Source organism: Modestobacter sp. URMC 112, assembly GCF_053502575.1.
The window spans coordinates 3414296-3440732 of sequence record NZ_CP199957.1; the positions used below are offsets into that span (position 1 = coordinate 3414296).

Below are 26437 nucleotides of genomic sequence, written 5' to 3' on the forward strand. Positions count from 1 at the left end.
TCCGGTCAGCGGCGCTCGACGTCCTCCGAGGGGGACGCCGTCCCGTCCCCGGCCGCCGCCTCGGCGCTGAAGCCGCCGCCGAGGAACGCCGAGGTGACCCGTGGGTCGGCGGACAGCGACGCGGCCGCGCCGTCCAGCACCACCCGGCCGCGGTCCATCACGTAGACGTGGTCGGCGACGGCGAAGGCGGCGCGGGCGTTCTGCTCCACCGCGACCAGGGTCAGCCCCTCGTCGCGGAGCCGGCCCAGCGCGGCGAAGATCTCCCCGACCAGGCGGGGGGCGAGCCCGACGCTGGGCTCGTCCAGGACGAGCACCCGCGGCCGGGCCATCAGCCCCCGGGCGATGGCGAGCATCTGCTGCTCCCCGCCGGACATGGTGCCGGCAGCCTGCTGCAGGCGGGGCTGCAGCCGGGGGAACAGCTCCAGCGCCCGGTCCCGCGCCTCCCGGCGCTCGGCCGCAGGGCCGCGCCGGCGGGTGTACGCACCCAGCACCAGGTTGTCCTCGACGGTCAGCGACGGGAACACCAGCCGGTTCTCCGGGACGTGCGCCAGCCCGGCACGGGCCAGCTTCTCGGGCCCGTACCCGGTCACGTCGGTGCCGGCCAGGGTGACCGTCCCGCCGCCGGCCGGGATCAGCCCGGACAGCGCCCGCAGCAGCGTCGTCTTGCCCGCACCGTTCGCGCCGATGACGGCGACCAGCTGCCCGGCGGCGGCGTCGAGGTCGACGCCGTGCAGCACCGACAGCCGGCCGTAGCCGGCGCGCAGCCCGCGGACCGCCAGGCTCACGTGACGGCTCCCGGTCCGGTCTCGGCGACCGCGACCGCGGTGCTGTCCTCGGGCTCCACGCCGAGGTAGGCCGCCACGACCGCGGGGTCGTGCCGCACCTCGTCCGGCGTCCCGAGTGCGATCCGGACGCCGTCCTCGAGCACCGCGACCCGGTCGGCCAGCGCGAGCACCGCCTCGACGTCGTGCTCCACCAGGACGACGGCCATGCCGCCGGCGCGCAGCCGGCGCAGCAGCCGGGCCAGGTCGCGCCGCTCGGCGCCGGACAGGCCGGCCATCGGCTCGTCGAGCAGCAGCAGGTCCGGTTCCAGCGCCAAGGCGCGGGCGACCTCGACCAGCCGCTGGCGGCCGAAGGGCAGGTCGGCGGCGAGCCGGTCGGCGTCGGGGCCCAGGCCGAGCAGGTCCAGCAGCTCGCGCGCCGAGGCCTCCACCGCGCGCTCCTCGCGCCGCGCGGGCAGCACCAGCGCGGCGCCGAGCAGCCCGGTGCGGCTGCGCAGGTGCCGGCCCACCATCACATTGCCCAGCACGGTGGCCGAGCTGAAGATCTGCAGGTTCTGGAAGGTCCGGGTGGCGCCGGCGCGGGCGAAGACGTGCGGCTTGCGGCCCTCGACCCGGGTGCCGGCCATGGTCACGGTGCCGGCGGTCGGGACCACCGCCCCGCTGATCATGTTGAAGGCGGTGGTCTTGCCGGCGCCGTTGGGCCCGATCAGCGCCACGATCTCGCCGGCGTGCACGGTGAGGTCCAGGTCGTCGACCGCGGTGACCCCGCCGAAGCGCTTGGTCAGCCCGCGCACCTCCAGCAGCGGGGTCCCGGCGGCGGGCCGGTCCTCGCGGGCCAGCAGCGGGCCCTCGTCCGGGGCGGGTGCCGGGCCGTCGTCCGGGGCCGCGCCGCCGCCGTCCAGGTCCGAGCCGGACAGCCGCCGGCGGGCCGTCGTCCACAGCTGGTGCAGTCCGCCGGGGAGGAAGATCATGATGACCGTCAGCAGGATGCCGAAGCCGATCAGCTGCACCTCCCCCACCGCACCGGGCACCAGCTCGGGGATCAGCCGGCGGAGACCGTCGTCCAGGCCCTCGACGGCGAAGGCGCCGACGACGGCGCCGTAGACGGTGCCCACCCCGCCGAGCACGGCCATCAGCAGGAACGACACCGACAGCGGGAAGTTGGCCGAGTTGGGGTTGACCACCCCGAGCCAGTGGGCGAACGCGGTCCCCGCGACGCTGGCGAAGGCCGCGGACAGCACGAAGACCTGCACCCGGAGCCGGAAGGTGTCCACGCCGAGCGACTCGGCCGCCACCTCGGAGTCGTTGACGGCGCCCAGCGCCCGGCCGATCCGGCTCTCCACCACGTTGCGGGCCAGCAGCAGGCCGAGCAGCACGACCGGGACCAGCAACAGGAAGTACTCGGTGGTCGAGTTGTAGGTGCGGCCGTTGAACTCCGGCTTGGGGATGCCGAAGATGCCCGACGTCGCCCCGAGGAAGGTCGACTCGGTGGCCAGCACCGTGACGATGATCCCGAAGCCGAGCGTGGCCAGCGCCAGGTAGTGCCCGCGCAGCCGCAGCAGCGGCAGGCCGACGAGCAGCGCCACCACCATGGTCACCGCGACCGCGGCGACCGAGGCGAGCAGCGCGCCGACCTCGTACCGGGTGACCAGCACCGCCTGGGTGTAGGCGCCGATGGCGAAGAAGCCGGCCTGCCCCAGGCTGACCTGGCCGGCGAGGCCCATCAGCAGGGACAGACCCAGTGCGGCGAGGGAGTAGATGAGCGCGTACACGCCCACGTTGACCAGTCCGGCCGGCGCGACGAAGGGGAAGGCCACCAGCAGCACGGCGAGCACGGACATCCCGATCACGTCGCCGCGCCGAGACCGGCGGCGGTGCGGCCCGGGCAGCCGCAGGGCGGGACGCGCCACGGGTCAGACCCTCGCTTCCGCGTGCCGCCCGAAGATCCCGGAGGGCCGGGCGACGAGGACGACGATGAGCAGCAGGAACGCCACCGCGTCGCGCAGCCCGGTGCTGACGTAGCCGGCGGTCAGGTTCTCCAGCACGCCGAGCAGCAGTCCGCCGAGCACCGCGCCGCGCACCGACACCAGGCCGCCGAGCGTGGCGGCGACGAAGCCCTTGAGGCCCAGCGTGAGGCCGGACTCCCAGGACGTGAAGTAGATCGGGCTGGCCAGCACGCCGGCGATCGCCCCGACGCACCCGGCGATGAGGAATGCCGTGAGCGACGCCCGGCTCAGCGAGATGCCGACCAGCCGGGCGGCCACCGGCTGCTCGGCGCACGCCCGCAGCGCCTTGCCGGCCACGGTGCGGTCGTAGAACCAGTACACCGCCAGGGCGACCACCGCGGCGACGGCGAGGATCCACAGCTCCTGGTACCGGATGCTCACCCCGGCCACGGTGAACCCGCCCGGGGTGATCGGCGTCAGTCCCTCGGCGTCCGGGCCGAAGACCAGCAGCATCAGCGCCTTCAGCGCGGTGGAGACACCCAGCGTCAGGATCAGCGACACCAGCGTGGTCATCCGCTTGACCGGGGAGATGGCCAGCCGCTCCATCAGCACCGCGACCAGCGCGACGGTCGCCACGGCGAGGACCGCGGCCACGGGCAGCGGCAGCCCGCTGCCCACCCCGGAGATCGCCACCAGCCCGGCCAGGGCGGCGAACTCGCCCTGCGCCAGGTTGATGACGCCGCTGACGGTGAAGACCGCGACGAAGCCGATGGCGATCAGTGCGTAGACCGCGCCCTGGCTCAGCCCCGCGAAGACCAGCTGCAGGAGGTCGACCACGGCACCTCCTCGCCCGCGCTCGTCGGCGTCGTGGTCGGCGACGCTGCGTCCTCTCGTGATCTCGCGAGCTCGATCACGGTGGCGTCAGGCGCCCTGGTCGGGCAGCAGCATCCACTCGCCGTTCTCCACGGTCACCAGCACCAGGGCGTCCTTCGACAGGCCGGAGTGGTCCTCCGGGGTCATCGTGAAGGTGCCGCTGATCCCGACGAAGTCCTCGACGCCCTCCAGGTGGTCACGCAGCGCCTGCGGGTCGGTGCCCACCTCGCGGAGCGCGTCGACGGCCAGCTGCCAGCCGTCGTAGGCGTGCCCGGCGAAGGTGGACGGGCCCTCGCCGTACTCGGCGGTGTAGTCCTCGACGAAGGCGGAGATGACCTCCCGCTGGGGGTCGTCCTCGGGCAGCTGGTCGGCGACGACGAGCCGGCCCAGCGGGGCGACCAGCCCGTTCGCCGACTCCGCGGCGGTGTCCAGGAAGACCTGGTTGCCGATGCCGTGGCTCTGCATGACCGGCGTGGTGATACCCAGCTGGGCGTAGGCACGCTGCGCCAGGCCGGCGGCCGGCGGGATGCCCCAGATGACGTTGACGTCGGCGGCGGCGTTGCGCAGGTTCACCATCTGCGCGGTGAAGTCGGTGGCGTCGGGCGCGAAGCGCTCGACCGCCTTGACCGAGATGCCCTCGGCGGCGCCGACCTCGTCGAAGATCTCCTGGACGCCCTCGCCGAAGCCGGAGGCGTCCCGGGCCAGGCCGATGGTGGTCCAGCCCTGGGAGGCCATGTACTCGATCATGCGCTCGATGACCACCCGGTCGTTCTGCGCGCTCTTGAACACCCACTCCGACCCGTCGACGATCGCCGCGTTGGCGGCCAGCGAGATCATCGGGATCTCGGCGGACTCGGCGATCGGGCGCATCGCCAGGCTGGGTCCGGTGCGGCTGGCGCCCAGCACGATGTCCACCTCCTCCTGGTTCACCAGCTTGTTCATCGCCTGGGCGGCACCGTCCTCGGTGGACTGGTCGTCCTCGATGATCAGCTCGACCTCGCGGCCCTCGATGCCGCCCTCCTCCTGCAGCTGCTCCGCCAGCAGCTCCAGCGTCTGGCGCTCGGGCACGCCGAGCGAGGCCCCGGCGCCGGTGATGTCCAGGACGGCGCCGATCGTGATCGGGCCGGACTCGTCGGCGGCGGTGGCCCCACCCCCGCTGTCCGCCTCCTCGGCGCAGGCGCTCAGGCCCAGGGTGAGCGCTGCGGCCAGGGCGGCGAGGCGTGCCGGGGTGGTCCGTCGAGTCACGGGGTCTCCTCTGCTTTGCTCGCAATACGGACACCGCGTTCGGAGCGGGGTCGGAGCTGACAGGAGTGTGGCACAGCTCTCAGTCGGCCTGCGATCCCCCGTTACGTCCCCGATACGCGGAACCCGGCCCTTCGACGAGCGGGCGGACGGCGTGCGAGCCGCACACAGGGAGCCTCCGTGGTCTACGCGCTGCTGACCTTCGCCATCGCGGCCGAGGTGGCCGCCACGTCGCTGCTGCCCCGGACGGCGGGCTTCACGGCCCTGGTGCCGAGCCTCGCCGTGCTCGCCGGCTACGCGACGTCGATCGTCCTGCTGGCCCACGTCGTCAAGACGATGCCGGTCGGCGTCACCTACGCGATCTGGGCGAGCGTCGGGACCCTCGCCGTGGTCACGATCGGGGCGACGTTCCTGGGCCAGACCCTGACCGGCTGGCAGCTGGTGGGGGTGGTCATGGTCGTCGGCGGCGTCGTGCTGCTGAACCTGGGCGGCGCCGCCCACTGACCCCGCGGCGGGGGAGTTCAGCCCCGGTCCGCCAGTGACCTGAGCATGCCGCGCAGGTGCTCCAGGGCGTCGGCCGTGCGGTCGGGCAGGACGTCGGAGATGTGCTGGAAGACCAGCCCGTCGACCGCTGCGAAGACGAGGTGCACCAGCGCCTCGTCGCAGACGATGCCGGCGCACTCGAGCTCCTCGCGCAGCGCCGCCCGGTACGTGGCGTAGACGGCCTGCACGTGGGGGAGGAGCTCGGGCCGCCGCCGGGACTCCAGGATCAGCTCGAACTGGAAGGCCTGGTCGTCGGGGATCTCCTCGACCATCGCCACCAGGCCGCCGAACAGGGCGTCCAGGTCCCCGGTGCCGGGGCGGAGGCTGATCGAGGCCACGCTGTTGTCCAGCGAGAACTGCAGGGCGGCCTCGAGCAGCGCGTCCCGCGAGCCGAAGTGGTGGGCCACGAGCCCGTGCGCCACCCCGGCCTCCCGGGACACCGCGCGATAGGTCAGGTTCCGCAGACCCCGGGTGGCCACCACGCGCACCGCCGCGGCCAGCAGGGCCCGGCGCCCCTCGCCGTACCGGGGCGCGACCCGGGTGGCTGCCTCGACCGTCGTCATGTCCTCACTCATCGCTCGTCGCAGCGTACGCAGCGCTGCTCCCGTCGTCGGGACGGCCGATCCACCAAAGAGATCTCGAACTGACCACTTGACCAGTTTGCCATCCGTCGTCCATCCTCTGTGCCAACGGTCACAACTGTCCAGATGGACAGTGCGCGCCTCCCCCACCGGCACACCACCGGTCCCCGTCCTGCACGCCCCGAGGAGAACCCGTGAACAGCACTCCGGTCGCCGACGTCATCGTCATCGGTGCGGGCTTCGCCGGGATCACCGCGGCCCGGGAACTGCGCCGCCAGGGTCATCGGGTCCTGGTCCTGGAGGCCCGCGACCGGATCGGCGGCCGCACGTGGACCGACCACCGGCTGGGCCGCGAGCTGGAGCTCGGCGGCACCTGGGTGCACTGGGTGCAGCCGCACGTCTGGGCCGAACTGTCCCGGTACGGCTGCGACGTGGTCTCCTCGCCGGCTCCGGTGCACGGCTACTGGATCACCGGTGGCGAGCTGCACACCGGCAGCGCCGAGGACCTCCTCGGTGTCATCGACGGCGGCATGACCGCCAGCACCGCCGAGGCGCTCACCTGGTTCCCGCGGCCGTACGAGCCCCTGCTCCTCGGCGACCAGCTGCGGGAGGTCGACCAGGTCTCCATCCGTCAGCGTCTCGACGAGGCGGAGCTGGCGCCGGACGAGCTCGAGGCCGTCGAGGGCATGTGGGCCACGAACTTCAACGGCCCGACCAGTGCCGGCGCGTACACCCAGGCACTCCGGTGGTGTGCGCTGGCCGGCGGCAGCTGGCAGCTGATGTTCGAGGCGTGCGCCACCTACAAGATCGTCGGGGGCACGCGCGGGCTGCTCGAGGCGATGCTCGCCGACGCCGACGTCGAGGTGCGCCCCCGGGCGGCCGTGGCATCGGTCGCCCGGTCGGCCGACAGCGCGTCGGTGACCCTCGTCGACGGCACGGTCCTCACCGCAGCCGCCGTCGTCGTCACCCTGCCGCTCAACGTGCTGGAGTCGATCGCCTTCGACCCGCCGCTGTCCGAGACCAAGCGCTCGGCCGCCCGGGAGGGCCAGACGTCCACCGGCACCAAGGTCTGGGCCCGGCTCCGGGGGGAGCACGAGCCCTTCGTCGCCCTGGCCCCCGGCTCGGCTCCGTTCACCCTGTGCCAGGTCGAGTACGTCGAGGACGGCACCACGATCGTCGTGGCGTTCGGCCCGGACAGCCGGCGCCTCGACGGCACCGACCGCGCCGCCGTGCAGCAGGCGCTGCGGGGCTGGCTGCCGGGCGTCGAGGTGCTCGAGGTCGCCTGCCACGACTGGGTCGCCGACCCGTACTCCGGCGAGACCTGGCCGATGCAGCGGGTCGGTCAGCTGACCGGGTCGCTCGCCGAACTCCAGCGCCCCGAGGGCCGCGTGGTGCTCGCCGGAGCCGACTACGCCAACGGCTGGGCCGGCTTCATCGACGGCGCGATCGAGAGCGGCATGCGCGCCGGACGCCAGGTACACGCACTGCTCACCGCCACCGACCAGCCGCTGACCGACCAGCTCCCCGTCCCCGTTCCGTCCTGACCCCCAGCCCTGCACCGACCCCGAGGAGTCCCCGTGTCCCAGCAGCTCGTCGAATTCGTCCACATCCGCGTCCAGGACGGCAAAGAGGAGGAGTTCCTGGCCAGTCGCCCGGGGGCCGTGGCCGCGGTCGCCGCGGCGATCCCCGGCTTCGTCGCCGCGCCGGTGATCGCCAAGGGGGAGGACGGCCTCTGGACCGACGTCTGGATCTACGACAGCACCGAGCAGGCAGAGGCGGCCAACGCCCGGGCCGGTGACATGCCGGACTTCCTCCGGATGGCCGCCGTCAGCGAAGTCGTGTCGATCGACATGGCCTGGATGCCGGTCGGGTGACCGGTACCCGGCTCAGCACCGCACGGCCCACGGGGCCGCCGACCACCCACCACGCCGACGCCGGTGCCCCACCGCCGGGCCACGGCGACCTCACCCGACCACGCCCCATCCGACCCGAGGGACCGTCATGACCCGCACGCACGACGAGGTGGACGCCACGCGACACCTCCACAAGACGCTGACCTGGAAGGACGGCCTCGCGCTGTCCATCGTCAGCGTCAACGGCCTGTTCGTCACCCTCGGTTTCGCCGTGGGCGTCCTCGGGGCCTGGACCGCGATCGCCGTCTGGATCACCGGGACCGTCATCGGCCTCCTGCAGAACCGCCTGTTCGCCGAACTGGCCGCGATGTTCCCCGGGAAGTCCGGCGGCGTCGCGCGGTACGCAATCGAGGGCTGGAAGAGGTACTTCGCACCGCTCGGCGCGATCGCCTCGTTCGGGTACTGGATCGGCTGGTCACTGGCCATCGCGGTGACCGCGTCCGCCCTGGGCGGCATCGTCCAGGCGGAGTGGTTCGCCGGCTCGACGTCGACCGTGTCCTTCCTGGGCAACGAGCTCGGCCTCGGGCACGTCTTCGCGATCATCTCGGTCTGGGCCGCCTGGGCGGTCAACTACGTCGGCATCCGGCTGGCGGCCACGGTCAACAAGATCGTCGGCGTCATGGTCGCCGTCGCCCTGGTGGTCGTCGTACTGGCCGCGCTCCTGCAGGGCCAGTGGGACGCCGGCAACCTCAGCTGGGGTCCGGGCGCGACGTTCAGTGCCGTGGTCGTCTGGTTCTACATCATGGCGTGGACGACCTACGGCGTGGAGATCGCCGCGTCCTTCGCGCCCGAGTACAAGGACACCGTCCGCGACACCGAGAAGGCGTTGAAGGCGACGTCCACCTTCATGCTCATCGCGTTCGTCGCCATCCCGATCGGGGTCACCGGCACGGTCGGCGAGACGACGCTCACCGAGAACCCCGTCGGCTACATCACCGTGGCCTTCGACCAGGTGTTCGGCGGTCAGGGCTGGATCGGGACGCTCATCCTCGTCTTCTCCCTGTGGCTGGCCATGGTCTCGACGACGGCGGACGGCGGCCGGGCGCTCTACGGGCTGGCCCAGGAGGGCATGACCGTCCGGCAGCTCGACTGGCTCAACCGGTGGGGTGTCCCGGGCCGCTCGCTGACCATCGACGCGGTCATCAACAGCGCCCACCTCCTGCTGCTCTCCTCTCCGGTGGCGATCCTGCTGGCCAGCAACCTCGGGTACATGACGGCCATCACGCTCGGGGTCGGCGCCTTCATCCTCCTCCGCCGGGACCGCCCGGACTGGCCGCGGCCGATCCGCCGCGGACGCATCTGGGTCCCCGTCGCGATGGTGATCTTCGTCTTCAACGTCTTCGTCACCCTCTGGGGCGCCACGCACCCCTCCGCCGCCGGCTACGGCGGCATGCGGGAGTCCCTCATCGGCATCGGGATCCTGACCTTGTCGGTGGTGCTCTTCGTCTACCGCCAGGTCGTGCAGGACAAGCGCCCGATCCAGTGGCGGGACACGTCCGTGGAGGCCCCGAGCGACGAGGCCGTCGCCGCGGCCGCCACCTCCCCCGCCGCCGCGACCGTCCGGGACGTCCCGACGGTCCAGCAGCGCTCATGACCCCGAGAGCCGGCACCGTCCACGCCACCGCGTCGATCCAGGAGACGAAGGTCGCCCTCGTCACCGGCGGGGGGACCGGGATCGGGGCCGCCACCGCGGAGGCACTCGCCGGGTCCGGCTGGTCCGTGGTCGTCTGCGGACGTCGGGCGTCGGCTCTGCACCGGGTGGCCGAGGCGACCGGAGCCCATCCGGTCACCGCGGACGTGACCGGCCCGGGTGAGGCGGACCGCCTGGTCGCCGAGACCGTCCAGCGGTTCGGCCGGCTCGACGGGCTCGTGCTCAACGCCGGCATCGTGCGTCCCGGGGCAGCAGGTGACCTGGCCGACGCCGACTGGGAGTCGATGGTCACCACGAACCTGACGGCCCCCTACCGCCTGCTGCGCGCCGCACTCCCGCACCTCGTCGACAGCCGCGGCTCCGTCGTCGGGATCTCCTCGGTCAGCGCGCTGCGGGCCTCCGGGGGCATCGCCGGCTACAACACCACGAAGGCCGGGCTCACCATGCTGCTGCAGTCGGTCGCCGTGGACTACGGCGCACAGGGTGTCCGGGCCAACGTCGTGTGCCCCGGCTGGACCCGCACGGAGATGGCCGACGAGGAGATGGCCACCCTCGGCCAGGAGCGCGGCCTCGATGCCGAGGACGCCTACGGGCTCGCCACCGCGCTGGTGCCGCTCAGCCGGCCGGCCCTCGCCGACGAGGTGGCCGCGGTGGTCGCACACCTGCTCTCCCCCGCCGCCTCCTACGTCACGGCGGCCGTCATCCCGGTCGACGGCGGCCACTCCGTCGTCGACGTCGGCACCGTCGCGTTCGACCCGCGCGTCAGCGTCTCCGTCCGGTCGGCTGAGCCGGCGCACGAGACAAGGACCTGCTCGTGGACCTCCACCTGAGAGACCGTGTCGCCCTCGTGACCGGGGGCGTCTCAGGGATCGGCCGCGCCTGCGTCGACGCCCTGCTCGCCGAGGGCGCCCGCGTGGCGGTCCTCGACCGCAGCCCCGAGGGCGCACGGGCCGTCGAGGAGCTCCGGCGACAGGGCCATGCCGTCGAGTTCGTCCAGGCGGACGTCACCGTCGGGACTGACGTGGAACGCGCGGTCGCCCGGGTCGTCGGGGCCTTCGGCCGCCTGGACACCGTGCTCGGCTGCGCCGGCATCTCCGGCCCGGTCGGGACCCTCGCGGCCGACGTGTCCGAGGAGGACTGGGACCGGGTGATGGCCGTCAACGTCCGGGGCAACTTCCTCCTGGCCAAGTACGCCGTCCCGCGGTTGGCCGGCAGCGACGTCGCGACCATCGTGTTCATCGCCTCGGACGCCGCCCTCGTCGCCTTCGAGGGGATGGCCCCGTACAGCACCTCCAAGGGCGCGGTGCTCATGCTCACCCGGTCGCTGTCCGTCGACCACCCGGGCATCCGCGTCAACTGCCTGTGTCCCGGGGTGGTGGACACGCCGATGTCCCGGGGCGACCTCGGACGCCCGGAGGGCTTCACCGGGAGCGGACTCCCCGTGATGCAGCCGGGGCAGATCGCCGGCCACGCCGCGTTCCTGGCCTCACCCGTCAGCGCACCGATCAACGGCACGCCGATCGTCTCCGACTTCGGCTACGTCGCCCGCTCGGCACTGCCCCCGCTCGACTTCACCACCGACCGACCCGCGCCCCACGACGAGAGGACCTCGACATGACCACCGACATCGGCACGTTCAGCTGGGCCAAGGAGGACTGGACGTCGCTCACCGAGATGGCCGACGGCTTCGACGAGTACCGCCCCCCGCTCTCCACGGCTCTCGAAGGACGGCGCCTGGAGCTGCGGTGCCGCGTGCCCGGGGAGACCGGCTCCGAGCACACCCTGGTGCACGAGTTCGAGGCCGGGATGCTGCGGTGGACGCTGCTGGACGGCACCGGGACCCGCGAAGGGACCGAGACCTACGAGCTGTTCGAGATGCAGCCCGGCCTCTTCTTCCTGCACTACCGGCGCAGCGCCGAGGACCACCCCGTCGTGGTCACCATGGCCATCGACACCGCCAACGGCCAGGCCACCGGAGCCGTCGGCGAGCTCGGGCTCCAGCCGGACCCCCACCTGGCCCGCCAGCGGTGGTTCCAGGGGCAGCTCGCCGGGACCGGCGCCACCACCGACGCCGCCCACCAGCGCACGACCGAGCTGATCGGCCACCGGATCCGGTACGCCTACAGCAGCGACGACGTCTACGACCACGTCTACCTCAACGAGCACCTGTTCACCTGGGTCTGCCTCGGCGGCGCCGAGCTGGGGGTGGGCGACACCGACCGCGCGACCTACTGGCAGCTCAGGGGCGACACCTACCTCTTCTCGTGGCTCGAGAAGAACGTCGGGGTCGAGGGCATGGTCCTGATCGACCTGGCGGCACTGCGGACCGTGGGCATCCAGTTCGGCCTCGACCAGGCGACGGGTGACCTGGTGGACATCACGATGGGCGCGCACGCTCTGGACCTCGGCCGCGTGCCGGGTGTGGGGCAAGGCCGGCCGGGGCCGTCCTGACCGGCACGGGACCCACTGCAGGCCTCTTGTGTCCCGCACCACCGGGGCCGTATTCTCCAATCGGTAAAAGAACGCCGCGCTCGTTTATAGAGCGCCCGCGGATCAGGAGATCCTCATGGCAAGCAAGCCCTTCGCGTCGTCCGCCGACCTCGGCGTCAAGGAACAGACCCTCGAGGTGCTCGCCGACGGGGTGTACGCGCTCACCGCCGAGGGCGACCCCAACCTCGGCGCCATCGAGGGCGAGGACTTCCTGGTCTGCTTCGAGGCGCTGGCCACCCCGGTCGCCGCCCGGCGCTGGCTGGCCAAGCTGCGCGAGCACACCGACAAGCCGGTCCGCTACCTGGTGCTCAGCCACTACCACGCCGTCCGGGTGCTGGGTGCCAGCGCCTTCGACGCCGACGTGATCGTCAGCTCCGAGCAGACGAAGTACCTCATCGAGGAGCGCGGCCAGCAGGACTGGGAGAGCGAGTACGGCCGCATGCCGCGGCTGTTCGAGGAGCCGGAGTCGATCCCCGGGCTGACCTGGCCGACGATGACCTTCCGCGACAAGCTGACCATCGAGCTCGGCGGCGACCGCGGCGAGCTGGTCCTGGAGTTCCTCGGCCGCGGGCACACGGAGGGCGACATCGTCGCCTGGCTGCCGAAGACCAAGGTGCTCTTCGCCGGCGACCTGGTCGAGTCCCAGGCCGCGCTCTACACCGGCGACGCCTTCCACTTCGACTGGGCGGGCGGGACGCTCGACCGGATCAAGGCGCTCGGCGCCGAGCAGCTCGTCGGCGGCCGCGGTGCCATCGCCCGCGGCCGCGACGAGGTCGACGCCGCGATCGAGCAGACCCGCGCCTTCCTGACCACGATGCAGGACACGGTCGGCTCGGTGCACCGCGCCGGCGGCTCGCTGAAGGAGGCCTTCGAGGCCACCCACGCAGCGCTCGCCCCGAAGTTCGGGCACTGGCCGATCTTCGAGCACTGCCTGCCCTTCGACGTGCAGCGGCTGTGGGACGAGTTCGACGGCATCGAGCGCCCGGTGATCTGGACCGCCGAGCGCGACCGGCAGGTCTGGGACGAGCTGCAGGGCTGATCCGGCCATGACCACCTCCCCCTCTCCCCCGGTCGTCGTCATCGGGTGCGGCCCGGTCGGCCAGACGACGGCGCTGCTGCTGGCCCGCTGGGGCCTGCCGGTCGTCGTGGTCGACGGCCGGCCCGAGCGCGACATGGTCGGCAGCAAGGCGATCTGCCAGCAGCGCGACGTCCTCGACGTCTGGGACTCCGTGGGCGTCGGCGCCGAGGTGGCCCGCCGCGGGGTCACCTGGACCACGGCCCGCACGTTCCACCGCGACGCCGAGCTCTTCAGCTTCCGGTTCGCCGACCGCGGGCGGTCGCCCTTCCCGCCGTTCGTGAACGTCTCCCAGTGCGTGACCGAGCAGCTGCTGGACGAGGCGATCGCCGTCCAGCCGCTCATCGACGTCCGGTGGGGCCACTCGGTGGTGGGCATCGACCAGGACGAGACCGGCGTGACCATCACCTGCCACACGCGGGAGGGCGAGGTGACCGTCACCGGCAGCCACGCCGTGGCCTGCGCCGGCCCGCGCGCCGACGTCATCCGCTCCGCGCTGGGCCTGACCTTCGAGGGCCAGACCTTCGGTGACCAGTTCCTGATCTGCGACATCCGCACCGATCTGCCCGGCTGGAAGACCGAGCGGCGCTTCTACTTCGACCCGGAGTGGAACCCCGGCCGCCAGGTGCTCATCCACCCCTGCCCGGAGAACACCTTCCGGATCGACTGGCAGGTGCCGCCGGACTTCGACCTGGCCGCCGAGGAGGCCGACGGCGGGCTGGACCGGCGGATCCGCCAGGTCATCGGCGACCGGCCCTACGAGATCGTGTGGAAGTCGGTGTACCGCTTCCACTCCCGCGTCGTGGACCGGATGCGCGTCGGGCGGGTGCTGGTCGCCGGGGACGCCGCTCACCTGGTCTCCCCCTTCGGGGCCCGGGGCCTGAACTCCGGCGTCCTCGATGCGGAGAACGCCGCCTGGAAGATCGCCTTCGTGCGCCACGGCTGGGCGCCGGAGTCGCTGCTGGACAGCTACTCCGCCGAGCGGCACGCCGCCGCGGTCGAGAACCTCGACGTCACCGGGGCGACCATGCGCTTCCTGGTGCCCGGCAGCGAGGAGGAGGCGCGTCACCGGCTGGACGTGCTGGAGCGCGCAGCCACCGACCCGGCCGCCCGGGCGGAGGTGGACTCGGGCCGGCTGGCCGAGCCCTTCTGGTACGTCGACTCGCCGCTCACCACCCCGGACGAGCGGCGCCCGTTCCCCGGCCGTCCGCCCCGGGGCGAGGTGCCGGTCCCCGCGCCCGGCGTCCTGGTGCCCGACTGCCCGGTCACGGTCTCCGGCCGGCCGGACGTCGTCCGGCTCCGGCAGCTGGCCCGCGAGGGGATCTCGGTGCTGGTCGGCGACGACGCCACGATCCCCACGCTCTCCGGCACCGGTGACCTGCCGGTGTCGGTCCACCGCATGCGTGACCTGGACGCCAGCGGCCTGCTGCGCGAGGCGCTCGGCGCCCGGCCCGACGAGGTCTGGGTGCTGCGGCCGGACGGCCACGTGGCCGCCGTCCTCACCCGCGCCGCCGACGTGGCCCCCGCGGTCACCCGGCTGCTCGGCCGCGCCGTCCCGTCCCCCGTCCCGGTCTGAATCCCGACCCCACGTCTCGCGGGCTTTCGGTACCGAAAGCCCGGAAGGAGGTACCAACGATGGCGTTCTACCGGCAGCTGGGCAGTGTCCCGCGCAAGCGGCACACCCAGCACCGTCGTCCCGACGGTGGGTTGTACTACGAGGAGCTGGTCGGGGAGGAGGGCTTCTCCTCGGACTCCGCGCTGCTCTACCACTCCGGTGTCCCGTCGGCGATCGTGGACGCCCGGGTGTGGGAGTTGCCGGACCAGACGTTGACGCCGAACGCGCCGTTGGTGCCGCGGCACCTGAAGCTGCACGACCTGTTCCCCGACCAGGAGCACAAGGCCACCGACCCGGTGTGCGGGCGGCGGCTGGTGCTGGGCAACGCCGACGTGCGGATCTCCTACGCGGTGTCCTCGCTGGCCTCGCCGTACTACCGCAACGCCACCGGCGACGAGTGCGTGTACGTCGAGCGCGGCACCGCCACCGTGGAGACCGTGTTCGGTTCACTGGAGGTCGGTCAGGGCGACTACGTGGTCCTGCCGCGGACCACCACCCACCGCTGGATCCCCACCGGGGACGAGCCGCTGCGCACCTACGCGATCGAGGCCAACTCCCACATCGCGCCCCCGAAGCGGTACCTGTCGAAGTACGGGCAGTTCCTGGAGCACGCCCCCTACTGCGAGCGGGACCTGCGCGCCCCGGCCGAACCCCTGCTGGGCGAGGGCACCGATGTGGAGGTGTACGTCAAGCACCGCGGCACCGGCCCCGGCGGCCTCGCCGGCACCGTGCACGTGGTGCCCGAGCACCCCTTCGACGTGGTCGGCTGGGACGGGCACCTGTACCCGTACGCGTTCAACATCGCCGACTTCGAGCCGATCACCGGCCGGGTGCACCAGCCCCCGCCGGTGCACCAGGTGTTCGAGGGCACCAACTTCGTCATCTGCAACTTCGTCCCCCGCAAGGTCGACTACCACCCCCTCGCGGTGCCGGTCCCGTACTACCACTCGAACGTGGACTCCGACGAGATCATGTTCTACGTCGACGGGGACTACGAGGCCCGCAAGGGCTCGGGCATCGGCAAGGGCTCCATCTCGGTGCACCCCGGCGGGCACTCCCACGGCCCCCAGCCCGGCGCGGTGGAGCGCTCCCTCGGGGTGGAGTACTTCGACGAGACCGCCGTCATGGTCGACACCTTCCGCCCCCTCGACCTCGGCGAAGCAGCCATCGCCACCGACGACGGGAAGTACGCCTGGACCTGGTCCGGCCGCGGACCCTCCGCGTGACCGACAGCTGGCTGGAGTTGCCGACCGGCACCGGGTTCGGGGTGGAGAACCTCCCGTACGGGGTGTTCTCCACCCCCGGGTCCGGGCCGCGCACCGGCGTGGCGATCGGCTCGCACGTGCTGGACCTGGCCGCCGCCACCGGCGACGACGTGCACGCCACCGGCAGCCTCAACGCGTTCATGGCCCGCGGGCCGGCCGCATGGCGGCAGGTGCGCGACCTGCTGACCGGCTGGTTCACCGACGAGACCCACCGGGACGCGGTGCAGCCGCACCTGCTGCCGCGCGACCAGGTGACGATGCACCTGCCGGTGGAGGTGGCCGACTACGTCGACTTCTACAGCTCCCAGCACCACGCGGAGAACCTCGGCCGGATGTTCCGCCCGGACTCCGCGCCGCTGACCCCGAACTGGAAGCACCTGCCGATCGGCTACCACGGCCGCGCCGGCACGGTGGCCGTCTCCGGCACCCCGGTGGTCCGTCCGAACGGGCAGCGCAAGGCGCCCACCGACGAGGCGCCGACCTTCGGGCCCTCGCAACGGCTGGACATCGAGGCCGAGGTCGGCTTCGTCGTCGGCGTCGGGTCGGGGCTGGGCACGCCGGTCCCCCTGGCCGACTTCGACCGGCACGTGTTCGGCGTGTGCCTGGTCAACGACTGGTCCGCGCGCGACCTGCAGGCCTGGGAGTACGTGCCACTCGGGCCGTTCCTGGGCAAGTCCTTCCTCACCTCGGTCGCCCCCTGGGTCGTCCCGCTGGCCGCCCTCGAGGCCGCCCGCGTGCGGCCCCCGGCCCGCGACGTGCCGTTGCTGCCCTACCTCGACGACACCGGCGCCGAGCCGTGGGGGCTGGACGTCGCCATCGAGGTCCGGCTCAACGGCCACCTGGTCAGCTGCCCGCCGTTCGCGCAGATCTACTGGACCCCGGCCCAGCAGCTCGCGCACATGACCGTCAACGGCGCCAGCCTGCGCACCGGGGACCTCTACGCCTCCGGCACCGTCTCCGGCCCGGGCGCGGACCAGCGCGGCTCGTTCATCGAGTTGTCCTGGGGCGGGAAGGAACCCCTCCCCCTGCCCGACGGGACGACGCGGACGTTCCTCGAGGACGGCGACGTCGTCACCCTCACCGCCACCGCCCCCGGCCCCGGCCCCGGCGGCACCCGCATCGCCCTCGGCGAGGTCACCGGCCGGATCGAACCGGCGCGCTGAGCGCAGCCCGCCCGTCCGCCGGCTCCGCCGGAGACCACACCCACCCCCGTCACCCTGGAGGCCGACGATGACCACCCCCACCGTGACCACGCCCGTGGACACCACCTCGGACACGCCCACCTACGAGAGCCTGCTGGCGGGCGTCACCGACCCGGACGGCCGCGAGGTCCTCGACCCGGCGACCGGCGAGGTCGTGGGTCGGGTCGCCGACCGCTCGGCCGACGACCTCGACAGCGCCGTCGCCGCCGCCCGCGCCGCGCAGCCGGCCTGGGCCGCCCGCACCGACACCGAGCGGGTCGACCTGCTCGACCGCGCCGCCGACGCGATCGAGGCCGCCGCCGAGCCGCTGGCCGAGCTGCTCTCCCGGGAGCAGGGCAAGCCGCTCAACGGCCCCAACGCCCGCTTCGAGGTCGGCGCCTGCGCCGCCTGGCTCCGCGCCACCGCCGCCACCCCGCTGCCCGGGGAGACCGTGGTCGACGACGACACCACCCACGCCGAGCTGCACTACCGCCCCGTTGGCGTGGTCGGTGCGATCGGCCCGTGGAACTGGCCGATGATGATCACCGTCTGGCAGGTCGCCCCCGCGCTCCGGATGGGCAACACCGTGGTGGTCAAGCCCTCCGAGTACACCCCCCTCAGCGTGCTGGCCCTGGTGCAGGTGCTCAACCGGGTGCTGCCGGCCGACGTGCTCACCGCGGTGGCCGGCGGACGCCAGGTCGGCGCCCGCATGTCGGCCCACCCCGACATCGACAAGCTGATGTTCACCGGCTCCACCGCCACCGGGCAGGCGATCATCAAGAGCTCGGCCGACACCGTGAAGCGGCTGACCCTCGAGCTGGGCGGCAACGACGCCGGCATCGTGCTGGCCGACGTGGACCCGAAGGCGATCGCCGAGGGCCTGTTCTGGGGCGCGTTCATCAACACCGGCCAGACCTGCGCGGCGCTGAAGCGCCTGTACGTGCACACCGACGTCTACGACGAGGTCTGCGCCGCGCTGGTCGAGGTCGCGAAGGCCATGCCCATGGGCCGCGGACTGGACGAGCAGAACGTGCTCGGCCCGCTGCAGAACCGCGCCCAGTACGACATCGTCACCCGACTGGTCGACGCCGCCCGCGACGGCGGCGGGAACGTCCTGCTCGGCGGCGACCCCGACGTGGACGCCCCCGGGCACTTCTACCCGACCACCATCGTCGCCGACCTCGACGACGACAACCCGCTGGTCGCCGAGGAGCAGTTCGGTCCAGCGCTGCCCGTCATCCGCTACGACCACGTCGACCAGGCCGTGGCCATGGCCAACGCACTGGACGTCGGACTGGGCGCCTCGGTCTGGAGCAGCGACAAGGACGCCGCCCGCGCCGTCGCCGCCCGGCTCGAGGCCGGCACCGTCTGGATCAACTCCCACGGCGGGGTGCACCCGATGATCCCGTTCGGCGGGGTCAAGAAGTCCGGCTACGGCCTCGAGTTCGGCGTCGAGGGCCTCAAGGCCGTCGCCGTGCCCCAGGTCATCAACGGATGACGGAGGCCCTCTCCCTCAGACGTCCGGCTCGCTCGGCGGGGTGCCGAGAAGGGGGCCTCAGGGCGAGCCCCTGGACGGGGCCGCCCTAGGCTGGGCGGCGACCGAGCACGGGGGAAGGGACGGCGATGGTGGCAGGCGACGACGGGGCTGCACCCCAGTCGCAGACGCTCGACCGCGGCATCCGCATCCTGGAACACCTGGCCGGCGTGGGGGTGCCGCAGCCGATCGGTGAGATCGCTGCGGCGCTGGGGCTGCACCGCTCGATCGCCTACCGGCTGGTGCGCACGCTGGAGGACCACCAGCTCGTCGACCGGGACCCGGCCGGCCACTACCGGCTCGGCCTGGGCATGGCCGCGCTGGCGCGCGGGGTGCGGGGCGACCTCCAGGCGGCGGCGCTCCCCCGGCTCAACGGCCTGGTCGCTGAACTGGGGATGACCGCCTTCCTCGTCGTCCGGGCCGGCGACGAGGCGGTGACGGTGACCAGCGTGGAACCCCGCGACCTGCCCGCGCACGTCGCCTACCGTCCCGGCAACCGCCATCCGGTCGGCCGCGGTGCTCCCGGCCTCGCGCTGCTCATGCCCGAGCCGCCGTCGCCGGGAGACCGGGAAGAGCTGCGGACAGCGCGCCGGCAGGGCTGGGCCAGCTCCCATGGCGAGGTGATCCCGGGGATCCGGTCGATCGCCGCGCCGGTACGCGGGCCCGACGGGGGCGCCCGGGCCGCGATCGCGGTGGTGTTCGTCGACGAGGGCGTGGACACCGCCCACGTCGGGGAAGCGGTGTCCGCGGCCGCCGACCAGGTGGCCGCCGCCCTCCGCTGAGCGGCGGCCGGGCCCTAGGCCCGCCCCTCCCGGCAAGGGCCGCTCCAGCCGCGGGGACACGCCGGGTCCCGACCGCGGCCCTCTTCGACCCAGCGGGCGGACCCGATGATCGCCGGCGCCTCGCGGTGGGCAAGAGTGCACCGGTCGGACAGTGTGGACGGGACGGTCGTCCCGAGGAGATGGAGAGACCAACGTGGAGACTGGAAGCGACGGATCCTCGACCGGCGGACTGCAGGTCGACCCCGTGCTGCGCGACTTCGTGGCCGACGAGCTTGTCACCGGCCTGGACCTGACGGCGGAGCAGTTCTGGACGATCGTCGCCGACCTGCAGGCGCGGTTCGGTGGGCGGGTCGAACAGCTGCTGCGCCGCCGTGACGAGCTGCAGGAGCGCATCGACGGGTGGCACCGCGAGCACGGGGCGGGCGACGTCGAGGAGCTGGAGGCGTTCCTCACCGAGATCGGCTACCTCGTGCCCGTCGAGGAGCCGAGGGTCCAGGTCGACCGCGTGGACCGGGAGATCGCCGAGGTACCCGGCCCGCAGCTGGTCGTCCCCGCCACCGTGCCCCGCTACGCGCTGAACGCGGCCAACGCCCGCTGGGGCTCGCTCTACGACGCGCTCTACGGCACCGACGCGCTGCCGCTGGACCACGAGCTGGAGCGGGGCTACGACGAGCGCCGGGGCGCCCAGGTGATCGCCGAGGCCGACCGCCTGCTGGACCAGTTCTTCCCGCTGGCCGACGGCAGCCACGCCGACGCCACCGCGTACCGGGTGCCCTCGCCCGGGGAGCTGGCCGTCGAGACGGCGTCCGGGACCACCGGCCTGGCCGACCCGTCGCAGTTCGCCGGCCACCGGCCCGGCGACGAGGGCGGTGACCGGCCGGGCGCGGTGCTGCTGCGCCGCAACGGGCTGCACCTGGAGCTGACCATCGACCCGTCGACGCAGGTGGGCACCCAGCACCACGCCGGGGTGTCCGACGCGCTGCTGGAGTCCGCGGTGAGCACCATCGTGGACCTCGAGGACTCGGTCGCCACGGTGGACGGCCCGGACAAGGTCGGCGCCTACCGGACCTGGCTCGGGCTGCGGACCGGCGAGCTGACCGCCTCGTTCGGCAAGGCCGGGCGCACCGTGACGCGCTCCGTGCACGGCGACCGCAGCTACGTCGGCGCCGATGGGAGCGAGCTGACCCTGCCCGGCCGCTCGCTGCTGCTCGTGCGCAACGTGGGGCACCACATGCGCCTGGACGCCGTCCGCACCGACGACGGGGAGCCGATCCTCGAGGAGGTCCTCGACGCGCTGGTCTCCGCGACCGCCGCCCTGCAGGAGCTGCGCGGCAACGCCAAGTACTCCAACACCCGGACCGGCAGCGTCTACATCGTCAAGCCGAAGATGCACGGCCCGGACGAGGTGTCGCTGTCGGTGGAGCTCCTCGCCGCGGTGGAGGAGGCGCTCGGCATGGAGCCGCGGACCCTCAAGATCGGCATCATGGACGAGGAGAAGCGGACCTCGACCAACCTCGAGACCTGCATCGCCCGCGCGGCCGACCGGGTCATCTTCGTCAACACCGGCTTCCTGGACCGCACCGGCGACGAGATCCACACCGACTTCGAGGCCGGTCCGGTGGTCCGCAAGGACGACCAGCGGTCGGCGACCTGGCTGAAGACCTACGAGGACCGCAACGTCGACGTGGCCTTGCGGGCCGGGTTCGCCGGGCAGGCGCAGATCGGCAAGGGCATGTGGGCCAAGCCCTCGGCCATGCGGGAGATGCTCGACACCAAGGGCGGCCACCCGCGGGCCGGCGCGAACACCGCCTGGGTGCCCTCGCCGACCGCGGCCACGCTGCACGCGCTGCACTACCTCGAGACCGACGTGCTCGCCGTGCAGGAGGAGATCAAGCAGCGTCCCCTCGCCGACCGGCGCGGCCTGCTCGTGCCGCCCGTGCTCCCCGACGGCGGCGCCGGCCTGTCCGAGGAGGAGAAGACGCACGAGCTGGAGACCAACGCCCAGTCCATCCTGGGCTACGTCGTCCGCTGGGTGGGGCTGGGCATCGGCTGCTCCACCGTGCCGACGCTCGAGGGCGTGGGCCTGATGGAGGACCGGGCGACGCTGCGGATCTCCAGCCAGCAGATCGCGAACTGGCTGCACCACGGGATCGTCGAGGAGACCCAGGTGCGCGAGACCTTCGCCCGGATGGCCGCGGTGGTCGACGAGCAGAACGCCGACGAACCGGGGTACCAGCCGATGTGCGCCGACCTGGACGGCAGCCCGTCGTTCCAGGCCGCGCTGGACCTGGTCTTCTCCGGGCGGCAGGAGCCCAACGGCTACACCGAGCGGGCGCTGACCCAGTGGCGGCAGAAGGCCAAGGCGACCGACGACGGCGAGTCGCAGACGCGCGAGGCCGTCGTCGAGGACGAGGCACCGAGCCCGGCTCCCTGAGCCGGGCCGCTCAGCAGGGCCGGGACGTCGCCTCGGCCCTGCTGAGCGCGGTGCCCCGTGCCCTCGGGGACGGGGCGGACCCGGTGCCGGCCGGCAGCTCCAGCCGGCCGCCGGTCACGCGGAGGGCCCGCGGCCGGACCAAGGTCCAGGCGGGCTCTCGGTACCGAAAGCCGGGGGGCAAGGTCAGGCCCCCTTGCAGGGTCCCGCCGCGAGCCTGCGAGTGGCGGGGTGCAAGGGGGTCCTTCTTCAGAAGTTGCCGCGCTTCTCCTGCTCGCGCTCGATCGCCTCGAACAGCGCCTTGAAGTTGCCGATGCCGAAGCCCAGCGACCCGTGCCGCTCGATGAGCTCGAAGAAGACCGTCGGGCGGTCGCCGATCGGCTTGGTGAAGATCTGGAGCAGGTAGCCGTCCTCGTCCCGGTCGACCAGGATCCCGCGCTCCTGCAGCTCCTCGATGGGCGCGCGCACCTCGCCGATGCGGGCCCGCAGCTCCGGGTCCTCGTAGTAGGAGTCCGGGGTGGTGAGGAACTCGATGCCCTCGGCGCGGAGCGCGTCGACGGTGGTGAGGATGTCGTTGGTGGCCAGCGCGACGTGCTGGGCGCCCGGGCCGCCGTAGAACTCCAGGTACTCGTCGATCTGGGACTTCTTCTTCCCGAGGGCCGGCTCGTTGAGCGGGAACTTCACCCGGTGGTTGCCGTTGGCGACCACCTTGCTCATCAGGGCCGAGTAGTCGGTGGCGATGTCCGCGCCGACGAACTCGGCCATGTTGGTGAAGCCCATGATCCGGTTGTAGAAGTCCACCCACTGGTCCATCGCGCCCAGCTCGACGTTGCCGACGACGTGGTCGACCGCCTGGAACAGCCGCTTGGGAGCGCCGTCCCGCTTGACGTAGGACGACGTCCGGGCCACGTAGCCGGGCAGGTACGGGCCGGTGTACCGGGACCGGTCGACCAGGGTGTGCCGGGTGTCGCCGTAGGCGGCGATGGCCGCCACCCGGACGGTGCCGTGCTCGTCGGTCAGGTCGTGCGGCTGCTCCAGGACCGTCGCGCCCTGGGCCGTGGCGTGGGCGATGCAGCGGTCCACGTCCGGGACGGACAGGGCGATGTCGGAGATGCCGTCGCCGTGCGCGCGGTGGTGGTCGGCGAGTGGGCTGGCCGGGTCGTAGGCGCCCGTCACGACGAAGCGCGCGGCACCGGACTTCAGCACGAACGCGTGGTGGTCGCGGTTGCCCGTCTCCGGCCCGGAGTAGGCGACCAGCTCCATCCCGAAGGCGGACTGGAAGAAGTGCGCGGTCTGCACCGCGTTCCCCACGACCCAGACGAGCGAGTCCCAGCCGGACACCGGGAAGGGGTCACCGGAGGCGTCGTACTCGACCAGCCCGACCAGCTGCTTGAGCTGATCGGCGTCCAGGTGGGCCAGGCGCTCCTCGTCGTTCAGGGTCTGCTCGAGGCTCATGTCCGTCTCCCTCCACCACAGGTCCGTCCGGCGGTGCCGGTCCACTGCACACCGGGGACGGCGGACTGCGCAAGCAGTGAGGGCAGGGCTGGACATGATGACCAACCGGGACAGCAGTTGGCCGCCTAGTCTGCGCGATGTGGACAGACGAGCACTGGACGCCCTCGACGTGGCCCTGCTGGCCGCGCTCCGCGACCACCCCCGGGCCGGGGACCTGGAGCTGTCGCGGATCACCGGGGTCGCCCGGGCGACGGTCACCGCGCGACTGGAGCGGATGACCGCCGCCGGGGTGGTCACCGGGCACGGGCCGGACGTCGACGTCTCGGCGGCGGGCTACGGCGTGCAGGCGTTCGTCACGCTGGAGATCTCCCAGGGCGCGATCGAGGCGGTCACCCGGGACCTGGAGGCCATCCCCGGCGTCCTCGAGGCCTACGCGACGACCGGCGTCGGGGACGTGCTCTGCCGGGTGGCCGCGGACTCGCACGAGGCACTGCAGCAGACGCTGGTCGACCTCAACCGGTCCTCCGCGGTGGTCCGGTCCACCAGCGTGGTCATGCTGTCCCAGATCGTGCCGTGGCGGACGCTGCCCCTGCTCGAGGCCGGCGCCGCGCCCGGCGCCGGCCGCTCGGCCATGGCCCGGGCCGGCCGGCCCTGATCTCTGGCCCCGGCGTCACACCGCCCCGGCGATTCAGACGAAGGCGGACAGCCCGGTGATCGAGCGCCCGACGATCAGGGCCTGCACGGTGTCGGTGCCCTCGAAGGTGTAGACCGCCTCGACGTCCGCGAGGTGACGGGCGACGTGGTGGTCGAGCAGGACGCCGTTGCCCCCGAGCATGTCCCGCGCCATGGCACAGACCCGGCGGGCGCCCTCGGCGGTGGCGAGCTTGGCCAGGGCGGCGTGCTCGAGCTCCACCCGGCCCTCGGCCTCCAGCTGCGCCATCCGCACGCACATCAGCTGCATCGAGGTGATGTCGACGACCATCCGCGCGAGCTTGTCCTGGATCAGCTGGAAGCGGGCCAGCGGCTGCCCGAACTGGCTGCGCTGCTGGACGTAGGTCAGCGCGCACTCGTAGGCGGCGACCGCGTGCCCCAGCGCCGCCCAGGCGATCGACTGGCGGCTCTTGGTCAGGCACCGGGTGGTGTCCTCGAAGGTGCGCGACCCCGCCAGCCGGTTCCCTGCCGGCACCCGCACGCCGGCCAGCCGGACGTCGGCGTTGACCATCGCCCGCATGGCGGACTTCCCGTGCATGACCGACGCCTCGTAGCCCGCCGCCTGCGCCGGGTCCCGCCGGTCGACGACGAAACAGCCCACTCCCCCGGTGTCCTCGTCGCGTGCCCAGACCAGCACCAGGTCCGCGAGCGTGCCCATGCCGATCCAGCGCTTCGCCCCGGCGAGGACCCAGGAGTCCCCGTCGCGGCGGGCGGTGGTGGCCATCCGGACGACGTCCGAGCCGTGGTCGGGCTCGGTGAGGGCGAACGCGCTGAGCGTGGCGCCGCGGGCCATGTCCGGCAGCCAGCGCTGCTTCTGCTCCTCCGAGCCCAGCATGTCGATCGCGTGCATGTTCAGGCCGCTGTGCACGGCGTGGACCAGGGCGAGGCTGCCGTCGCCGCGGGCCAGGTGCATGGTGGCCAGGCCCTCGGCCAGCGGGGTGAGGCCGGGGCAGCCGTGGCCGGAGATGGTCCCGCCGTACAGCCCCAGCTCCGCCCAGCGGGACACCAGGTCCTGCGGGAACTCGGCGCGTTCCCAGTGGTCGTTGGCGACCGGCAGCACGTGCTCGTCCACGAAGGCGCTCACCCGGTCGGCGATGGCGCGCTCCTCGGCGGTGAGCAGGTCGCCGACGGAGAAGTGGTCGGTGCCCCGATGGCGGCCGAGCTCCGGGCCCGGTCCCGGGGCGGGCGCCGCGGTGGAGCCGGCAGCGACGTCGTGCTGGAGAGGGAGGGTGTCGGTCGACATGCTGTTCTCCTCGTGTGCGGTGTGCACCCAGCATCCGCCGTCCAGCTCCGGGCGGTGTCCGTACCCGCATGGTGGCCCACCCCGGCGCCCGGCGCCGCGCGGGTCGTCAGGCGGCCTGGAAGGACCGCCGGGACAGGCCGACCCCGTAGCCGTCCAGGGTCGTGCGCACCGGTGCGGTGGGGTCGGTGGCCGCGCCGAGGGTGACGAACAGCGGCGTGAAGTGCTCCACGGTCGGGTGGGCGTAGGGCATGCCCGGCGCGGCGGAGCGGAACCGGGCCAGCTCGCCGACGTCGCCATGGGCCAGCGCATCGGCGGCCCATGCGTCGAAGTCCGCCGACCAGCCGGGCACCACGTTCCGCTGCCACATCTCGCGGGTCAGGAACGGCAGGCCGTGGGTCATGTGACCCGAGCCGACCACCAGCACGCCCTGCTCGCGCAACGGCCGCAGCCGCTCGCCGAGCGCCAGCAGCTGCTCGGGGTCCTCGGTGGGCAGGGACAGCTGCAGCACCGGGACGTCGGCGGCCGGGTACATGATCTTCAGCGGCACCCAGGCGCCGTGGTCCAGGCCGCGCCGGGTGTGCTGGTGCACCTGCTCGGTGTCCGGCATCAGCCCGAGCACCTGCCGGGTCAGGTCGCCGGCGTCCGGGGTGTCGTAGCGGAACGTGGAGTAGAGCGGGTCGAAGCCGCCGAAGTCGTACACCAGCTCGTCCGGGCGGGCGGCGCTGACCGACAGCGGCGCGGACTCCCAGTGCGCCGAGACGACGAGGACCGCCTTGGGCCTGGGCAGCGCGCGGGCCCAGGAGTGCAGCGGGTCCAGCCACTCCGGGCTGCCGAAGGGCATCGGGCCGCCGCCGTGGGACAGGTAGAGGCTGGGCAGCGCGCCGTTCTCCGGCGTCCAGACGCGGTGCGGGTCGGCGGCCTCGAGGGCGGCGACGGAGCGCAGGTGCGCGGCGAAGGGGTGCGTGGCCGGGATGCGGGCGCCGGCGAGGGCGGTCGTGCTGGGCGTGGTCATGCGGACCCCTCGGGAGTGGTGGAGGACGACTGGCGGGTCTCCGACGGAGCACCGGGGTCGCGGACCCAGCGCACGGTGAGCCTCTCGCGCTGGGCGAACCGCTCCAGGTGGC

23 protein-coding genes are annotated in these 26437 nt (G+C 73.0%); 15 read left to right on the forward strand and 8 right to left on the reverse strand.

The features are described from left to right. Positions 1-5: 5 nt before the first annotated feature. The 4 genes from ACWIX6_RS16120 to ACWIX6_RS16135 all read right to left on the reverse strand — a co-directional run bounded on the left by ACWIX6_RS16120 (position 6) and on the right by ACWIX6_RS16135 (position 4846). Positions 6-785, reverse strand: coding sequence for an ABC transporter ATP-binding protein (locus tag ACWIX6_RS16120; protein ID WP_448613446.1), 780 nt, complete (start codon positions 783-785; stop codon positions 6-8). Continuing rightward, positions 782-2692: a branched-chain amino acid ABC transporter ATP-binding protein/permease gene (locus ACWIX6_RS16125; protein ID WP_448613447.1), complete on the reverse strand. Its 1911-nt coding sequence runs from the start codon at positions 2690-2692 to the stop codon at positions 782-784. Before ACWIX6_RS16125 ends, ACWIX6_RS16120 begins: the two co-directional genes overlap by 4 nt. Positions 2693-2695: 3 nt before the next feature. Continuing rightward, complete coding sequence (locus tag ACWIX6_RS16130; protein ID WP_448613448.1) at positions 2696-3565, reverse strand: branched-chain amino acid ABC transporter permease; 870 nt, start codon at positions 3563-3565, stop codon at positions 2696-2698. Between the two features lie 84 nt (positions 3566-3649). After that, complete coding sequence (locus ACWIX6_RS16135) at positions 3650-4846, reverse strand: ABC transporter substrate-binding protein (RefSeq protein WP_448613449.1); 1197 nt, start codon at positions 4844-4846, stop codon at positions 3650-3652. 177 nt (positions 4847-5023) lie between these two features. Between ACWIX6_RS16135 and ACWIX6_RS16140 the strand changes: the two genes are divergently transcribed. Then, positions 5024-5347 carry a DMT family transporter gene (locus ACWIX6_RS16140; RefSeq protein ID WP_448613450.1) on the forward strand — a complete coding sequence of 108 codons (324 nt, stop codon included), beginning with the start codon at positions 5024-5026 and terminating at the stop codon, positions 5345-5347. A gap of 17 nt (positions 5348-5364) precedes the next feature. Here ACWIX6_RS16140 and ACWIX6_RS16145 read toward each other — a convergent pair whose 3' ends face one another. Further along, positions 5365-5961, reverse strand: coding sequence for a TetR/AcrR family transcriptional regulator (locus ACWIX6_RS16145; RefSeq protein WP_448613451.1), 597 nt, complete (start codon positions 5959-5961; stop codon positions 5365-5367). A gap of 200 nt (positions 5962-6161) precedes the next feature. On the opposite strand from ACWIX6_RS16145, the gene ACWIX6_RS16150 reads away from it, so the two are divergent. From ACWIX6_RS16150 to ACWIX6_RS16210, 13 genes are all read left to right on the forward strand, one after another. Continuing rightward, positions 6162-7511, forward strand: coding sequence for a flavin monoamine oxidase family protein (locus ACWIX6_RS16150; protein WP_448613452.1), 1350 nt, complete (start codon positions 6162-6164; stop codon positions 7509-7511). Positions 7512-7544: 33 nt separating this feature from the next. Continuing rightward, on the forward strand, positions 7545-7841 hold the full coding sequence (locus ACWIX6_RS16155) for a hypothetical protein (RefSeq protein WP_448613453.1): 297 nt from the start codon (positions 7545-7547) through the stop codon (positions 7839-7841). A 127-nt stretch (positions 7842-7968) separates the two neighbouring features. Further along, the gene (locus ACWIX6_RS16160; RefSeq protein ID WP_448613454.1) at positions 7969-9474 is read left to right on the forward strand and encodes an APC family permease; all 1506 of its coding nucleotides are present in this window, start codon (positions 7969-7971) and stop codon (positions 9472-9474) included. Continuing rightward, positions 9471-10361, forward strand: a complete 891-nt coding sequence (locus ACWIX6_RS16165; protein ID WP_448613455.1) for an SDR family NAD(P)-dependent oxidoreductase — start codon at positions 9471-9473, stop codon at positions 10359-10361. Before ACWIX6_RS16160 ends, ACWIX6_RS16165 begins: the two co-directional genes overlap by 4 nt. Positions 10362-10378: 17 nt before the next feature. After that, positions 10379-11149 carry an SDR family NAD(P)-dependent oxidoreductase gene (locus ACWIX6_RS16170; protein ID WP_448613456.1) on the forward strand — a complete coding sequence of 257 codons (771 nt, stop codon included), beginning with the start codon at positions 10379-10381 and terminating at the stop codon, positions 11147-11149. Then, on the forward strand, positions 11146-11982 hold the full coding sequence (locus tag ACWIX6_RS16175) for a MoaF C-terminal domain-containing protein (RefSeq protein ID WP_448613457.1): 837 nt from the start codon (positions 11146-11148) through the stop codon (positions 11980-11982). The genes ACWIX6_RS16170 and ACWIX6_RS16175 overlap by 4 nt, the downstream gene beginning before the upstream one ends. A gap of 115 nt (positions 11983-12097) precedes the next feature. Beyond that, a complete protein-coding gene (locus ACWIX6_RS16180) occupies positions 12098-13060 on the forward strand; it encodes an MBL fold metallo-hydrolase (protein WP_448613458.1) in 963 nt (320 codons plus the stop codon). 7 nt (positions 13061-13067) lie between these two features. Then, the gene (locus tag ACWIX6_RS16185; protein WP_448613459.1) at positions 13068-14672 is read left to right on the forward strand and encodes an FAD-dependent monooxygenase; all 1605 of its coding nucleotides are present in this window, start codon (positions 13068-13070) and stop codon (positions 14670-14672) included. Between the two features lie 59 nt (positions 14673-14731). Then, complete coding sequence (locus ACWIX6_RS16190; RefSeq protein ID WP_448613460.1) at positions 14732-15937, forward strand: cupin domain-containing protein; 1206 nt, start codon at positions 14732-14734, stop codon at positions 15935-15937. Continuing rightward, the gene (gene fahA / locus ACWIX6_RS16195; protein WP_448613461.1) at positions 15934-17139 is read left to right on the forward strand and encodes a fumarylacetoacetase; all 1206 of its coding nucleotides are present in this window, start codon (positions 15934-15936) and stop codon (positions 17137-17139) included. The genes ACWIX6_RS16190 and fahA overlap by 4 nt, the downstream gene beginning before the upstream one ends. Positions 17140-17206: 67 nt before the next feature. Continuing rightward, positions 17207-18655 carry an aldehyde dehydrogenase family protein gene (locus ACWIX6_RS16200; RefSeq protein ID WP_448613462.1) on the forward strand — a complete coding sequence of 483 codons (1449 nt, stop codon included), beginning with the start codon at positions 17207-17209 and terminating at the stop codon, positions 18653-18655. Between the two features lie 125 nt (positions 18656-18780). Beyond that, entirely contained in the window at positions 18781-19473 is a 693-nt protein-coding gene (locus ACWIX6_RS16205) for an IclR family transcriptional regulator (RefSeq protein ID WP_448613463.1), read from the forward strand. Positions 19474-19666: 193 nt separating this feature from the next. Next, positions 19667-21907, forward strand: a complete 2241-nt coding sequence (locus ACWIX6_RS16210; protein WP_448613464.1) for a malate synthase G — start codon at positions 19667-19669, stop codon at positions 21905-21907. A gap of 246 nt (positions 21908-22153) precedes the next feature. Here ACWIX6_RS16210 and hppD read toward each other — a convergent pair whose 3' ends face one another. Further along, entirely contained in the window at positions 22154-23359 is a 1206-nt protein-coding gene (gene hppD / locus ACWIX6_RS16215; protein ID WP_448613465.1) for a 4-hydroxyphenylpyruvate dioxygenase, read from the reverse strand. A 139-nt stretch (positions 23360-23498) separates the two neighbouring features. Between hppD and ACWIX6_RS16220 the strand changes: the two genes are divergently transcribed. After that, positions 23499-24014 (forward strand): Lrp/AsnC family transcriptional regulator, encoded by a 516-nt coding sequence (locus tag ACWIX6_RS16220; RefSeq protein WP_448613466.1) that lies wholly within the window; start codon positions 23499-23501, stop codon positions 24012-24014. Between the two features lie 33 nt (positions 24015-24047). On the opposite strand, the gene ACWIX6_RS16225 is transcribed toward ACWIX6_RS16220, so the two are convergent. Together ACWIX6_RS16225 and ACWIX6_RS16230 are read right to left on the reverse strand one after the other, a co-directional pair. After that, positions 24048-25313 carry an acyl-CoA dehydrogenase family protein gene (locus tag ACWIX6_RS16225; protein ID WP_448613467.1) on the reverse strand — a complete coding sequence of 422 codons (1266 nt, stop codon included), beginning with the start codon at positions 25311-25313 and terminating at the stop codon, positions 24048-24050. Between the two features lie 106 nt (positions 25314-25419). After that, positions 25420-26325: a dioxygenase family protein gene (locus ACWIX6_RS16230; RefSeq protein ID WP_448613468.1), complete on the reverse strand. Its 906-nt coding sequence runs from the start codon at positions 26323-26325 to the stop codon at positions 25420-25422. Positions 26326-26437: the final 112 nt, after the last annotated feature.